Origin of the sequence: Sphingomonas brevis, from assembly GCF_023516505.1 — a bacterium.
Taxonomy (GTDB): Bacteria; Pseudomonadota; Alphaproteobacteria; order Sphingomonadales; family Sphingomonadaceae; genus Sphingomicrobium; species Sphingomicrobium breve.
Genome location: NZ_JAMGBB010000001.1, coordinates 1,181,603 through 1,193,864, shown reverse-complemented (window position 1 = coordinate 1,193,864; position 12,262 = coordinate 1,181,603). Strand labels below are relative to the sequence as shown.

17 protein-coding genes are annotated in these 12,262 nt (G+C 62.6%); 13 read left to right on the top strand and 4 right to left on the bottom strand.

Annotated elements, in window-relative coordinates; genetic code table 11:
* Positions 1-9: 9 nt before the first annotated feature.
* Positions 10-222, top strand: a complete 213-nt coding sequence (locus LZ518_RS06195) for a YnbE family lipoprotein (RefSeq protein WP_249915142.1) — start codon at positions 10-12, stop codon at positions 220-222.
* On the top strand, positions 219-593 hold the full coding sequence (locus tag LZ518_RS06190) for a YdbL family probable chaperone protein (protein ID WP_249915141.1): 375 nt from the start codon (positions 219-221) through the stop codon (positions 591-593). The genes LZ518_RS06195 and LZ518_RS06190 overlap by 4 nt, the downstream gene beginning before the upstream one ends.
* On the opposite strand, the gene LZ518_RS06185 is transcribed toward LZ518_RS06190, so the two are convergent.
* On the bottom strand, positions 581-1,369 hold the full coding sequence (locus tag LZ518_RS06185; RefSeq protein ID WP_249915140.1) for a DUF4163 domain-containing protein: 789 nt from the start codon (positions 1,367-1,369) through the stop codon (positions 581-583). The genes LZ518_RS06190 and LZ518_RS06185 overlap by 13 nt on opposite strands.
* Positions 1,370-1,547: 178 nt before the next feature.
* Between LZ518_RS06185 and LZ518_RS06180 the strand changes: the two genes are divergently transcribed.
* From LZ518_RS06180 to LZ518_RS06160, 5 genes are read left to right on the top strand one after another with little or no spacing between them, the layout of a single operon-like run.
* Positions 1,548-1,883, top strand: coding sequence for an AtpZ/AtpI family protein (locus LZ518_RS06180; RefSeq protein ID WP_249915139.1), 336 nt, complete (start codon positions 1,548-1,550; stop codon positions 1,881-1,883).
* 30 nt (positions 1,884-1,913) lie between these two features.
* Positions 1,914-2,666 (top strand): F0F1 ATP synthase subunit A, encoded by a 753-nt coding sequence (locus LZ518_RS06175; RefSeq protein WP_249916513.1) that lies wholly within the window; start codon positions 1,914-1,916, stop codon positions 2,664-2,666.
* A 28-nt stretch (positions 2,667-2,694) separates the two neighbouring features.
* Entirely contained in the window at positions 2,695-2,922 is a 228-nt protein-coding gene (locus LZ518_RS06170; protein ID WP_249915138.1) for a F0F1 ATP synthase subunit C, read from the top strand.
* Positions 2,923-2,975: 53 nt separating this feature from the next.
* Positions 2,976-3,470 (top strand): F0F1 ATP synthase subunit B family protein, encoded by a 495-nt coding sequence (locus LZ518_RS06165; protein ID WP_249915137.1) that lies wholly within the window; start codon positions 2,976-2,978, stop codon positions 3,468-3,470.
* Positions 3,463-4,014: a F0F1 ATP synthase subunit B family protein gene (locus LZ518_RS06160; protein ID WP_249915136.1), complete on the top strand. Its 552-nt coding sequence runs from the start codon at positions 3,463-3,465 to the stop codon at positions 4,012-4,014. The genes LZ518_RS06165 and LZ518_RS06160 overlap by 8 nt, the downstream gene beginning before the upstream one ends.
* Before the next feature lie 76 nt (positions 4,015-4,090).
* Here LZ518_RS06160 and LZ518_RS06155 read toward each other — a convergent pair whose 3' ends face one another.
* A complete protein-coding gene (locus tag LZ518_RS06155; protein WP_249915135.1) occupies positions 4,091-4,519 on the bottom strand; it encodes a CBS domain-containing protein in 429 nt (142 codons plus the stop codon).
* 61 nt (positions 4,520-4,580) lie between these two features.
* Complete coding sequence (gene paaZ / locus LZ518_RS06150) at positions 4,581-6,602, bottom strand: phenylacetic acid degradation bifunctional protein PaaZ (protein WP_249915134.1); 2,022 nt, start codon at positions 6,600-6,602, stop codon at positions 4,581-4,583.
* Between the two features lie 46 nt (positions 6,603-6,648).
* Between paaZ and LZ518_RS06145 the strand changes: the two genes are divergently transcribed.
* Positions 6,649-7,605 carry a threonine ammonia-lyase gene (locus LZ518_RS06145; RefSeq protein ID WP_249915133.1) on the top strand — a complete coding sequence of 319 codons (957 nt, stop codon included), beginning with the start codon at positions 6,649-6,651 and terminating at the stop codon, positions 7,603-7,605.
* On the opposite strand, the gene paaG is transcribed toward LZ518_RS06145, so the two are convergent.
* The gene (gene paaG / locus LZ518_RS06140; protein WP_249915132.1) at positions 7,606-8,385 is read right to left on the bottom strand and encodes a 2-(1,2-epoxy-1,2-dihydrophenyl)acetyl-CoA isomerase PaaG; all 780 of its coding nucleotides are present in this window, start codon (positions 8,383-8,385) and stop codon (positions 7,606-7,608) included.
* 106 nt (positions 8,386-8,491) lie between these two features.
* On the opposite strand from paaG, the gene LZ518_RS06135 reads away from it, so the two are divergent.
* From LZ518_RS06135 to paaE, 5 genes are all read left to right on the top strand, one after another.
* Entirely contained in the window at positions 8,492-8,995 is a 504-nt protein-coding gene (locus LZ518_RS06135; protein WP_249915131.1) for a DUF4402 domain-containing protein, read from the top strand.
* A gap of 36 nt (positions 8,996-9,031) precedes the next feature.
* Positions 9,032-10,015: a 1,2-phenylacetyl-CoA epoxidase subunit PaaA gene (paaA, locus tag LZ518_RS06130; RefSeq protein ID WP_249915130.1), complete on the top strand. Its 984-nt coding sequence runs from the start codon at positions 9,032-9,034 to the stop codon at positions 10,013-10,015.
* 88 nt (positions 10,016-10,103) lie between these two features.
* Positions 10,104-10,385 (top strand): 1,2-phenylacetyl-CoA epoxidase subunit PaaB, encoded by a 282-nt coding sequence (gene paaB, locus LZ518_RS06125; protein ID WP_249915129.1) that lies wholly within the window; start codon positions 10,104-10,106, stop codon positions 10,383-10,385.
* Positions 10,385-11,140, top strand: coding sequence for a 1,2-phenylacetyl-CoA epoxidase subunit PaaC (gene paaC, locus LZ518_RS06120; RefSeq protein WP_249915128.1), 756 nt, complete (start codon positions 10,385-10,387; stop codon positions 11,138-11,140). The genes paaB and paaC overlap by 1 nt, the downstream gene beginning before the upstream one ends.
* A complete protein-coding gene (gene paaE, locus LZ518_RS06115) occupies positions 11,140-12,213 on the top strand; it encodes a 1,2-phenylacetyl-CoA epoxidase subunit PaaE (RefSeq protein WP_249915127.1) in 1,074 nt (357 codons plus the stop codon). Before paaC ends, paaE begins: the two co-directional genes overlap by 1 nt.
* Positions 12,214-12,262: the final 49 nt, after the last annotated feature.

Below are 12,262 nucleotides of genomic sequence, written 5' to 3'. Positions count from 1 at the left end.
GATAAGGACATGAAACGACCAAGACTCTTGCCCGCGGCCTGCGCGACGGTGCTGATGTTGCCGCTCAATGGCTGCATTTCGCTTTCGACGCCCGAGAAGCCGATCGAAATCAACCTGAACGTTACAATCCGGCAGGAAGTGCTGGTTCGCTTGCAGCGCGATGTCGAGCAGCTGATTCAGCAGAACCCCGAAGCATTCCCGCAGCAGCAGCCCAAGCAATGAGGAAGCTGGTCCTCATTGCGGTCGGCATCGCGGGCCTGGCCGCGCCGGCATCGGTTCCGGCGCAGGATCCCGCGGCCATCGTCGCGGCAAAGCGGGCCGGCCAGATCGGCGAGCGCTATGACGGTTACATTGGCTATGTCGGCGTTCCGTCGGCGGCACTTCGGCGCGAAGTCGACGCCATCAACATCCGCCGCCGTTCGCTTTACTCCGGACTTGCGACCCGCAAAGGCGTATCGCCGCAGGAAGTCGGCATCACGGCGGCCTGCAGCCTGCTTCGGCGAATCAATGTCGGCGAATATTATCTATCGGGACAGGGCGGATGGCAGCGCTATGCCGTTGGCCGGAATCCGGTACCCGATTACTGCGGCTGAGCTTCAAAATTCTCACGATATTCCGAGCGGATTGCCGAAATCAGGTCGCCGGTTACCGGTAGCTCAATCTCATAATCGCCCTCGGCATAAGGACCCGCAACATAGGGGTCCGCGACCATCACCAATCGTTCGAACCTGCCGTTCCCGTCCTTGTCGGTCGGAATGATCGAAATCTCGCTGAGCTTGGGGCATTCGTCGAACATGCCGCTGCCGCCGACCGGCTCGCCGCGCTTTTCCTCGCGGGCCTTGTTGAGCGCATCGCACCAGGGCTGGGTCAGCAGCCGCTCCATATTCTCGGCCGTGGTGAACAGGGTTGGCAACTCGACCTGCTTGCCCAGCCTGCGATCCCAGAGCAGCGCGCTGGAACCATAATTGCCGTGAGCGCCGCCCGTATAGGAAGCGACATCGACCCTAAGGCTGAGCAGCCCGCCGGTGGCGCCGGCCGTCTTATAGTCGGTCGATGAGCTATACGGATTGAAAGGGAAATCCTGTCTTGCGCGTTCCGCCTTGTCGGACTCGGCATTGGCCAGAAGCTCGGCCTTGGTCTTGTCCATCGCGGCACTGAACTGCGCCACCAGCTGGGGCACCGCGGCAACTTCGGCCGACCAGCCGTAGTGGAACTCGAGCAGGTCGTTTTTCTCATCGAGCGCGAATGCCTTGGCGGCGGGCTGGGCTGGTTTCGTAGCAGGCGCCGGCCCCTCCACCTGATTGGCTGGCGGAGTTGCTTGCTGGCCGCAGGCGGCAAGAAGGACGGCTAGCGGGATAGCGGCTCTCATAAGGTCTACTCTGCCATGCCCACCCGATGCGGCCAAGCGGTCATGCGACGCGGTTGACTATTGCCATGCCCCTTCATAAAGGGGCGGCGCCTTGGCGGGCTAGTCGGCCGCCATGATCCTTGCCTTTCGCGCGGCTGCTTTTCGAGCTTCGCTGCGCACAGATTGGAGTGATAGGGCCATGGCTGAAGACGAAACCGAAGAGGCCGCGAAGCTTCCACCAGATGCGCGGCTGGAATCGCTCGATGAGCGGCTCGACCGGGCGCAGCGGCGCGAAGCGGAAGAGGCCATGAAAAATAGGGTCGACCCCAATATGCGGGTTACCCAGCTTGTGATTGGCTATCTGATCGGCGGTCCACTTGGCGGAGGATTGCTGGGTTGGGGACTGGACAGCCTGTTCGGGACGAAACCCTTGTTGACGTTAGTGATGCTGTTCCTCGGTTTCGGGGTCGGCGTCAGGAGCATTCTACGGATTGCTAAAAACACGCCGGGGCAACCCCCCAGCACTGGAATGTAAGAGGTAACTGTGTCCGGCAAGATCGACCCGATGCATCAGTTTACAGTGGAACCCTTGGTTCCGCTGCACATCGGTAGCTATGACATCAGCCTGACCAACAGCGCGGCGTGGATGTTGGCCACGCTCGCCATCATCGGCCTGTTCATGTGGGGCGGGATGAAGCGGCAGATCATACCGGGCCGCTGGCAAATGGCCGCCGAGGGAGTTGTCGGGTTCATCGACGATTTGGTGAAGGTGAACATCGGGCCGGAAGGCAAGAAGTTCACGCCGTTCCTCTTCTCTCTGTTCGCCTTCATTCTGGTCGCGAATTTCCTCGGGCTGCTTCCCCTGGCGATCGTTCCCGGCTGGCATGCCTTTACCTCGACCAGCCACTTCAGCATCACCGGCCTGCTGGCGATCATGAGCTTTTCGCTAGTGCTGATCATCGGTTTTTGGCGGCACGGCCTGCACTTCTTCTCGCTGTTCGTGCCGCAGGGCACGCCCTGGTACATGCTGCCGCTGATCATTCCGATCGAGATTGTCTCGTTCCTGGTCCGTCCATTCAGCCTCGCGCTTCGACTGTTCGTCGCGATGATGTCCGGTCACATCCTGATGGAGGTGTTCGGAAGCTTTATCGCCAACGGTTTTGGATCGGGCAGTGCGGTTGGTTTCGGCGTCGGTCTTGTCAGTTTCCTGTTCGTCGTCGGGGTCGGCATGCTCGAGCTGCTGATCTGCGCACTTCAGGCATATGTTTTTGCGCTGCTTACGTCGCTTTACCTCAACGACGCGATCAACCTTCACTAGAAAATCCAAGTCACCAAAGGAGTTACAGATGGACCTTCAATCTGCGAAAATGATCGGCGCCGGACTTGCCGCGATCGGCACGGGCGCTGCCGCCGTCGGCGTCGGCTACGTGTTCGGCTCGTTCCTTCAGGGCGCGCTGCGCAACCCGGCGGCCGCTGACGGCCAGCAGGGCCGCCTGTTCCTCGGCTTCGCACTGGCCGAGCTTCTGGGCCTGATGGCGTTCACCATCGCCCTGCTCATTCTCTTCGTTTTCTAAGTCGTAATGGCCGGGGGCGCCGGTTCGGCGCTCCCGCCAAGACGGGATAAAGAATGCCTCAACTCGCCCAACTTCCTGAGATTTTCTGGTCCCAGTTTTTCTGGCTGGCGGTGGTCTTTGGCGTCATCTTCTTCGCCATTGGCCTTGGAATGGTGCCGAAAATCCAGTCGACGGTCGATCAGCGCGACCAAAAGATGGCAGATGACCTTGCTGCTGCCGAACGCGCAAGAATCGAGGCAGACGCCAACGAAGAGGCCTTTCGGCTTCGCATGGACGAAAGCCGGGCCGAGGCGATGAAGACCACAGCTGCCGCCAAGGCGCAGGGTGCGAAGGCTATTGAGCAAAAAGTCGCCAAGGCGGACGCGGCAATCCAGGCCAAGCTGGACAAGGCCGCGGAAGCAATTCGCGCAAGCCGCACCGAGGCGCTGGCCAATATTGAGGCGGTTGCAAGCGAGCTGGTGCAGGACATCGCAAGCAAGGTTGCCGGGCTCAAGGTGAGCCGTGACGACGCGACCAAGGCCGTGAAGGCGGAGCTGACCCATGGATAAGCCGGCGGAAGCTACGACGGTCGCCCATACGGAGGCGGCGGGCGGCCATGAGGCCGAACCCAATGCATTCGGTTTGACCCCGCCCTGGTTCATCGCCGCGGCGATGATCGTCGTCATCGCAATCCTTGTCTGGAAGAAGGTCCCATCGGCCATCGGCAAGGCGCTGGACAAGAAGATTGCGGCGATTCGCGACCAGCTCGATGAAGCGGCGGCGCTGCGCAAGGAAGCCGAGGCGCTAAAGCGCGAATATGAAGCCAAGGCGGCTTCTGCCGACGCCGAGGCTGCCGCAATGGTCGAGCGGGCCAAAAGCGAGGCCAAGGCGATCGTCGCCAAGGCGGAACACGACGCCAAAGCGCTGGTCGAACGCCGCAAGGCGATGGCCGAATCAAAGATTGCGGCTGAAGAGCGTGCCGCGATCGACGAGTTGCGCGCAACTGCCGCGAAGGCTGCAACCGCGGCTGCCGCCAAGCTGATTGCCGAGCGCAACGACGCCAAGACCGACCAAGCCCTGGTCGACCAGGCGATCGGACAGCTGACCAGATAGGTTTCTCGTCATTGCGAGCGGAGCGAAGCAATCCAGCCTGGATTGCCGCGTCGCCTTCGGCTCCTCGCAATGACGACTACTGCTGGTGCGATCCGCCGGGCGCGCTGACGCCTTCGAGCGCCCGTTGCGCCGCCTCGCCGCGAGCTTCGCGTGACAAATCGCCCAGGCTGACGATGCCGCACAGCCGGTCATCGGCATCGAGCACCGGCAAGCGGCGAACCTGTTCCTCGCTCATCCGCCGAGCGACATCCTGGATGTCGTCGTCTTCGCGGGCGCAGATGATGCCGTCGCTCATTAGTTCGCTTACCGGCGTGTCTGGCCCGCGGCCCTCGGCGACACCGCGAACGGCGATGTCGCGGTCGGTAATCATACCGACCACCCTGTCGCCCTCGCACACCGGGATCGAGCCCGCGTCAGCGCGGAGCATGAAGCTTGCCGCCTCCCGCGCGGTCTGGTCGGCGCTGATGGTCTCGACCTCGGTGGTCATCACTTCGCTGATTTTCATGGTAGCCCTCCTTTGGAACAGTCGCCGTCAAAACGAACGGCGAGGAGAGCGGTTGCCGCCCTTATGGCACGTTTTCAGTCAGCAAGTCGTATGTCGCGACCATCTCGTCCTTCTGGTTGAAGACCTCGACTGCCCAGCGGACCACGCCGGTGTCCTCGCTTTTCAGCGACTTGGAGCGGACAGTGAGTTCCACCCGCATCGAATCCCCCGGATAGAGCGGGGTCAGGAAGCGGAGGTTTTTAAGGCCCGTATTGGCCAGCACCGGGCCCGGATCGGGATCCACGAACAGGCCGGCGGCGAAGCTCAGGATGAGATAGCCGTGAGCCACGCGGCCCTCGAAAATTGGCGAGGCCTTGGCCGCTTCGTCGTCCATGTGGGCGTAGAATGTATCGCCGGTGAAATGGGCGAAATGCTCAATATCCTCAAGCGTTACGGTGCGGCTCTTGGTCTTGAGCGTATCGCCAATCTCCAGCTCCGCCATGCGGCGCCGGAAGGGGTGCTGGGCGATCTCATGCTTGGGGCCGCCAGGTATATATTGCTCGCTAATCGCGGCGATCATCGCCGGAGTCGACTGGATCGCGGTGCGCTGCATGTAATGCTTTACGCCGCGGATGCCGCCCATTTCCTCGCTTCCCCCCGCGCGGCCGGGACCGCCATGGACCAGGACCGGGAGCGGGGAGCCATGACCAGTGGACTCGGCGGCATTGTCGCGGTTCAGGACCAGCATCCGGCCATGATAGGCGGCTGCGCCCTGAATAAACTCCCGTGCCGCCTCGGGCGAATGAGTGAATAGCGAAAGCGCGAGGCTGCCCATTCCGCGATTGGCCAGAGCGATGGCGTCGGCCAAGTCTCGATAAGGCATGACTGTGGACACCGGGCCAAACGCCTCGACATCATGGACTGCGCCATTCGCCCAGGGATCGTCGCTGCGGAGCAGGATCGGCTCCATGAATGCGCCGCCGGAAACGCCTGGCGTTGCGTCAGGATTGCCGGCGACGATACGGGCCCCCGATGCGGTCAGCTTGGCGATTTGTGATCGGACATCGTCACGCTGGCCGAGCGAAACGAGGGCGCCCATGCGGCTTTCCTTGTCGCGCGGGTCGCCGACCTTGGTGGCTACGAGCCGGTCACGGATCGCCGCCTCGACCGCGTCGAGATGCTCGGCCGGGGCCATGGCGCGGCGGATGGCAGTGCACTTCTGCCCCGCCTTGACCGTCATCTCCGTGACCACTTCCTTGACGAACAGCTCGAACTCGGGCGCCCCCGGCGCCGCGTCGGGTCCAAGCAAAGAGGCGTTCAGGCTGTCCTGTTCGGCGATGAATTTGACGCTTTCGCGCTGGACTGTCGGATGAGAGCGGAGCTTGAGCGCGGTCGAGGCCGATCCGGTAAAGCTGACGACATCCTGGCCTGTCAGATGGTCGAACAAATCGCCGACACCTCCGACGATCAGCTGCAACGATCCGGGCGGCAGCAGCCCGCTCTCGGTCATTACCCGAACTGCCGCCTCGCACAGATAGGCAGTGGCGCTGGCCGGCTTTACGATCGCCGGCATGCCTGCAAGCAAAGTCGGGGCGAGCTTTTCGAGCATTCCCCATACCGGGAAATTGAACGCGTTGATGTGAACCGCCGCACCCTGCAGCGGGGAATAGATGTGCTGGCCGACAAAGCTGCCGCCCTTCGACAGCGGCTCGACCGCGCCGTCGAGCAGGACATGGGCGTCGGGAAGCTCGCGGCGGCCCTTGGACGAAAAGCTGAACAGGGTTCCTGCGCCGCCCTCGATGTCGATCCAGCCGTCCTTGCGGGTCGCGCCGGTCTGGTAATTGAGTTCGTACAGCTCTTCCTTGCGCGCCATGATGGCGAGGCCGAGCCCCTTGATGATCCGGGCTCGCTCGTGGAAAGTCAGCTTGCGGAGGGCAGGCCCGCCAACGTCGCGGGCGTGGCGCAGCATGCCGCCGAAATCGAGCCCGCCGGACCCAGTCAATGCAACCGGCGAGCCGTCGATAGCGCTTGCGATCTCGGTGAGATTGCCCTCGCCGGGTTGCCATTGGTCAAAGGCATAGTTGAGCAGCTTGAGAGTCTTCATGCGCCTCCCTTAGAAGAAGGCACCCAATCATGAAACAGAGGCGGCAATGATCGACCCGGTAAGGCCAATCCAGCTGAGCGATATTGAGGATGCGCGGATCAATGTCGCCGACACGGTATTGCGGACGCCATTGGTAAAGCTGGAGCTCGGAAGCGGCGCTCCCGAGGTTTGGCTAAAGCTGGAGAATCTGCAGCCAACCAATTCCTACAAGATTCGCGGCGCAGCCAATGCCGTAGCCCGGCTTACGGACGAGGAGCGGGCGCGCGGCGTTTGGACGATCAGCGCCGGCAATGCGGGGCAGGGCGTGGCCTTTGCTGCACGAAAGGCGGCTATCGCCTGCTCGGTGGTGGCGATCGAGACGGCGCCGCAGACCAAACTCGACCGGATGCGGGCGCTGGGCGCGACAATCATGCCGGTGTCCTACGAACAGGCGTGGAAAGCGGCCGAGGCCCACGCGTTCGAGGGCTTGGAGGGCACCTTCATCCATCCCTTCGACAGCCACGATTTCATTGCCGGCCATGGCACGATGGGTCTGGAAATAGTCGAGCAGCTTCCAACCGTTGGGACGGTGATTGCAGCGATCGGCGGGGGCGGCCTGATTACCGGCGTCGGCAGCGCGGCGAAGGCGCTGCGACCCGGGGTAAAAGTGATTGGCGCCGAGCCGGAAACTGCATCGCCCTATGCCTATTCCTTGGCGCAGGGCGCGCCGAGCAAATTCCCCGACTGGCAGGCGTCCTTCGTCGATGGCGCCGGCGGACAAAGCGTCACCGCACGGATGTGGCAGCGCATGCAGCCGATCGTCGATGGCACGATCACCGTTACGCTCGATCAGACCAGGGATGCGATGCGCCTGATCGCGGAGAAAACCCGTACGATAGCGGAGGGAGCGGGGGGACTTGCGCTCGCCGCGGCGCTCACCGGCCAGGCCGGCGAAGGGCCAATTGTCTGCGTCGTCTCGGGCGGCAACATCGATTTGGCCAAATTCAGCGAATTGGTCGCCTGATTAGCGGCCCTCAAATTTGGCCGGGCGCTTTTCGAGAAAGGCGGCGACGCCTTCGCGATAATCATGCGTGAAGCCCAACCGGCGCATCTCGTCGCGCTGCAATTCCAGTTCCTGGTCGAGCGTTCGGCTCCAGCTTGAACGGATGATCTGCTTGATCGCTGCGAGGCCGAGGGGCGGAAGCGATGCCAATTTGGTCGCGACGCCGTCGACTTCGGCATCGAGTTGGTCGTCATCGACAGCTTTCCAGATCAGTCCCCATTCCGCGGCCTTCTCGGCCGGAAGCGGCTCGCAAGTAAGTGCCAGGCCCAGCGCCCGCGCTTGGCCAACCAACCGGGGCAAATGCCAGCTTCCACCGCTATCGGGGATTAGGCCCAGCGCCGAGAAGCTTTGGATGAACTTGGCCGACTTGGCGGCAATGACCAGGTCGCAGGCAAGCGCAATGTTCGCGCCTGCGCCGGCGGCAACTCCATTGACCCGGGCAATGACCGGTTGCGGCAGGGCAGCAAGCGTCCGGACCAGCGGGTTCCAGCTTTCCTCCACCGTTTCGCCGAGGTCGACCGCCTCGCCCGGCGCGACCGCCCGATCATTGAGGTCCTGACCCGCGCAAAAGCCGCGACCGGCCCCGGTCAGCATCACCACCCGGGCATCGCCGAGGTTGGCAAGAGCGTCTCTCAACTCGGCGTGCATGGCCTTGGTGAAGCTGTTCAGCCGGTCTGGCCGGTTGAGCGTGATGCGGGCGATGCCATCGGAGTTGGAGAAGAGGAGGGATTCGTAAGCCATGGTCTCTGACTAGCATCGCCTGTCGCTCGCCGGGAGGGGTCGTGGTTAACGGCTTCTTCACCACAACTCCGTATCGGTTCAGGTTGGATCCAATTCTGGGCTGCTTGTGACGATCATTTCGCGCGCTCTCTGGAGGTTGTCTGCATTCGCTCTTCTGGGCGCGATGCCACTCGTTCCCGCGAGTGCAGCGCAGATCACCATCCAGGCCAACGCCAATGTCGTCAAAGCACTGACATTCATTTCCAAGCAGGACCTGGATTTTGGCATTGTTATGCCGGCCGCTTCCGGGACCACCACGGTTTCGATGAGTATGGCTGGCGCCATAAGCTGCCCGGCGGCGGCTACGTGTACGGGCGCTGCCCGACCCGCGATCTTTAACGTCCAGGGCAGCAACAAGGGTGTGGTGCAAATCATTGTCGCGCCATCGGACCTCGTGAATGCCAGCAATTCAACGACGATCAGATTTACGCCCACGGCACCGAGTACGATCACGCTGACCAACTCGGGCGCCCCGGGCACCGATTTCAACATTGGCGGCTCGATCGCGATCCCGTCCACCGCTGACGGGACTTATATTGGGAACATCGAAGTCACCGCCGACTATCAGTAGTTTGAAGCGCGGGGCCGGAAGCGCTACATCGACCATATGTACACCACCGAGCTCAACAAGAACGTCAAGCCGATCGAAACCGCCGAGGACCCGGAGCTCGTCGCAGCTTTCGAGGCGCGGGTCGCCGCCGACGAATTCATCGAGCCCAAGGACTGGATGCCGGAAGCCTATCGCAAGACGCTGGTCCGGCAAATTTCACAGCACGCGCATAGCGAGATCGTCGGCATGCTGCCGGAGGGGAATTGGATCACCCGCGCCCCGTCACTGCGGCGGAAGGCGATCCTTTTGGCCAAGGTGCAGGACGAAGGCGGGCACGGGCTTTACCTCTATTGCGCCGCGGAAACGCTCGGCACCAGCCGCGAGGAAATGGTCGAGGCCCTCAATTCCGGGAAGGCCAAGTACAGCACCATCTTCAATTATCCGACGCTGACCTGGGCCGATATCGGCGCGATCGGCTGGCTGGTCGATGGCGCCGCGATCATGAACCAGGTGCCGCTGCAACGTACCAGCTACGGCCCCTATGCCCGCGCCATGGTCCGGGTGTGCAAGGAAGAGAGCTTTCATCAGCGCCAGGGCTATGAAATCATGATCGCGCTGGCCAATGGGACGCCTCAGCAGAAGCGGATGGCGCAGGATGCGCTGAACCGCTGGTGGTGGCCTTCGCTGATGATGTTCGGCCCGCCCGACGACAACTCGCCCAATACCGAACGGTCGATGCGCTGGCGGATCAAGCGCGAGACCAATGACGAGCTTCGCCAGAAGTTCGTCGACATCACCGTTCCGCAGGCGGATTTCCTCGGCCTCACTGTCCCGGATCCGGCCGTCTTATGGAATGAGGCCAAGGGCGGCTATGACTTTGGCGAGGTCGACTGGGAAGAATTTTACGCGGTGGTTCGCGGTGAGGGCCCGGTCGCCAAAGAGCGGATGAAGGCCCGCAACGAAGCCTGGGACAACGGCGCCTGGGTGCGCGAGGCCGCCGCGGCCTATGAAGTGAAACGGCGGGCGAAAGCAGCCGCTTGATTTTTTCTCGTCATTCCCGCGAAAGCGGGAACCTAATTTTTCTTTTCTGGGTCCCCGCTTTCGTGGGGATGACGAAAGGTGGGATGAAATGACCGACTGGCCGCTATGGGAGGTGTTCGTTCGTGCGAAAGGCGGTCTTAGCCATCGTCACGTTGGCAGCGTTCATGCTCCTGACCCGGAGCTCGCGCTCCGGCACGCGCGCGACACCTACACGCGGCGGCTCGAAGGAGTGAGCCTGTGGGTGGTGAAATCGACTGACATCGTTGCCTCCGATCCTGAGCAGGCGGGCGAGCTTTTCGAGCCGGCCGAGGACAAGATCTACCGCCACCCAACCTTTTACGACATCCCAGACGTGGTGAAGCACATCTGATGGCGAGCGCGCCAACCATCGAAATCGACGCCGCGCTGGCCGATTATTGCCAGCGGCTGGGAGACGATGCGCTAATCCTCGGGCAGCGCCTCAGCGAATGGTGCGGCCATGCGCCGGCATTGGAAGTCGACCTCAGCCTCGCCAACCTGGCGCTCGACCTGATCGGGCAGGGGACCAACTTCCTCGGCCTGGCCGGCGATGCCGACAATTTGGCCTTCCACCGAGATGTGCTGGACTGGAAGAATTGCCTGCTGGTCGAGCAGCCCAATGGCGATTTCGGCCAGACGATCGCTCGCCAGCTATTATTCTCAACGTGGCAGCACATGCTCTACCAGCGCCTGGTCGGCTCGAAGGACGAGCGGATCGCTGCGATCGCCGCCAAGGGCGTCAAGGAGGTCGCTTATCACCGCGAACTGTCGGCGGATTGGGTTATCCGCCTGGGAGACGGCACCGAGGAAAGCGCGCGGCGCATGGCCGCGGGGCTGGACTGGTGTTGGCGCTTCATCCCCGAACTGTTCGAAGTCGATGAAATGCTTGCCGGCCTGATCGAGCGCGAAATAGCCGTCGATCCGCGGGAATTCGAGGATGAATATCGCTCGGCAATCGCGACGGTGCTGGCTGAAGCCAAGCTGGACCCGCCTGCCGACCAGCGGCCCATCCTTGGTGGCCGGAGGGGCCATCACAGCGAGCACCTCGGCCATTTGCTGGCGATAATGCAGCATCTGCCCCGAACCTATCCCGACGCTGCCTGGTAATGGCTGAGCATTTCTACTCGCTTCGAGTGGCGGAGATCGTTCCCGAAACCGACGAGGCTAATTCGATCCGTTTCGAGGTTCCGCCGGAGCTGAAGGATGCCTTCCGTTTCAGGGCGGGCCAGCATCTGTCGGTTCGGGCCGAGATCGGCGGCGAGGAGGTTCGGCGCAATTACTCGTTGTGCGTCGCGCCCGACGAGGACCAGCTCAAGGTCACCGTCAAGCGGATCGCCGGCGGTGTCTTCTCCAACTGGGTCGGCGATAATCTAAGGGCGGGCGACACGCTTGACGTGATGAGCCCGCACGGCTCCTTCACCGTCGAATTCGATCCAACGAAGTCTCGCCATTACGTCGCCTTCGCGGGAGGTTCCGGAATTACCCCCGTCATGTCGCTGATCAAGACCGCACTAGGTTCCGAGCCGCGCAGCCGCTTCACCCTTTTCTACGGCAATCGCGATTCAAACTCGGTCATCTTCCTCGAGGCTTTGGCGGCATTGAAGGACCGCTACATCGGCCGGTTCGAGCTCTATCATTTCCTCAGCGACGAGCAGGGCGACGTCGAGCTGTTCAACGGCATGCTCGACCGCGAAACCTGCGACGACGCGCTTGACCACCTCGTCAGCGATTCAGGGGCAGTCGACGCCTGGTTCATCTGCGGCCCCGGCCCGATGATGGATGCCGCCGAGGCAGCACTGAATGCCCGTGGCGTGGCCAAGGACCGTATCCATATCGAGCGGTTCCTTGCGGGCCGCCCCTCCGCTGCCCTGGCAGCGCAGATGGCGCAATTGCAGGAGAAGGCAGCGGGGCTGACGGTCAGCGTCACGCTCGACGGGCGGACCCGCAAGGTCGAGTTCAGCGAGGCCAATATCCTCGACAGCGCGCGCGAGGCGGGTTTGCCCGCGCCATTTGCCTGCAAGGCGGGGGTGTGCGCCACGTGCCGCGCCAAGGTCACCAGGGGCAAGGTTGAAATGGCGGCGCGCTATGGCCTGACTGACGAGGAAATCACCGCGGGCTATGTCCTGACCTGCCAGTCGGTGCCCGTCGGCGAAGGAGTCGCGGTCGACTATGACGCCTAGCCGTCATCGCGAGGAGCGGAGCGACGCGGCGATCCAGCAACTGGATTGC

Coding starts and splice junctions, on each gene's coding strand:
- paaE (WP_249915127.1), top strand. CDS start 11,140: ATGGCTGAGCATTTCTACTCGCTTCGAGTGGCGGAGATCGTTCCCGAA.
- LZ518_RS06195 (WP_249915142.1), top strand. CDS start 10: ATGAAACGACCAAGACTCTTGCCCGCGGCCTGCGCGACGGTGCTGATG.
- paaA (WP_249915130.1), top strand. CDS start 9,032: ATGTACACCACCGAGCTCAACAAGAACGTCAAGCCGATCGAAACCGCC.
- paaB (WP_249915129.1), top strand. CDS start 10,104: ATGACCGACTGGCCGCTATGGGAGGTGTTCGTTCGTGCGAAAGGCGGT.
- paaZ (WP_249915134.1), bottom strand. CDS start 6,602: ATGAAGACTCTCAAGCTGCTCAACTATGCCTTTGACCAATGGCAACCC.
- LZ518_RS06160 (WP_249915136.1), top strand. CDS start 3,463: ATGGATAAGCCGGCGGAAGCTACGACGGTCGCCCATACGGAGGCGGCG.
- LZ518_RS06165 (WP_249915137.1), top strand. CDS start 2,976: ATGCCTCAACTCGCCCAACTTCCTGAGATTTTCTGGTCCCAGTTTTTC.
- LZ518_RS06190 (WP_249915141.1), top strand. CDS start 219: ATGAGGAAGCTGGTCCTCATTGCGGTCGGCATCGCGGGCCTGGCCGCG.
- LZ518_RS06145 (WP_249915133.1), top strand. CDS start 6,649: ATGATCGACCCGGTAAGGCCAATCCAGCTGAGCGATATTGAGGATGCG.
- paaC (WP_249915128.1), top strand. CDS start 10,385: ATGGCGAGCGCGCCAACCATCGAAATCGACGCCGCGCTGGCCGATTAT.
- LZ518_RS06155 (WP_249915135.1), bottom strand. CDS start 4,519: ATGAAAATCAGCGAAGTGATGACCACCGAGGTCGAGACCATCAGCGCC.
- paaG (WP_249915132.1), bottom strand. CDS start 8,385: ATGGCTTACGAATCCCTCCTCTTCTCCAACTCCGATGGCATCGCCCGC.
- LZ518_RS06180 (WP_249915139.1), top strand. CDS start 1,548: ATGGCTGAAGACGAAACCGAAGAGGCCGCGAAGCTTCCACCAGATGCG.
- LZ518_RS06170 (WP_249915138.1), top strand. CDS start 2,695: ATGGACCTTCAATCTGCGAAAATGATCGGCGCCGGACTTGCCGCGATC.
- LZ518_RS06185 (WP_249915140.1), bottom strand. CDS start 1,369: ATGAGAGCCGCTATCCCGCTAGCCGTCCTTCTTGCCGCCTGCGGCCAG.
- LZ518_RS06175 (WP_249916513.1), top strand. CDS start 1,914: ATGCATCAGTTTACAGTGGAACCCTTGGTTCCGCTGCACATCGGTAGC.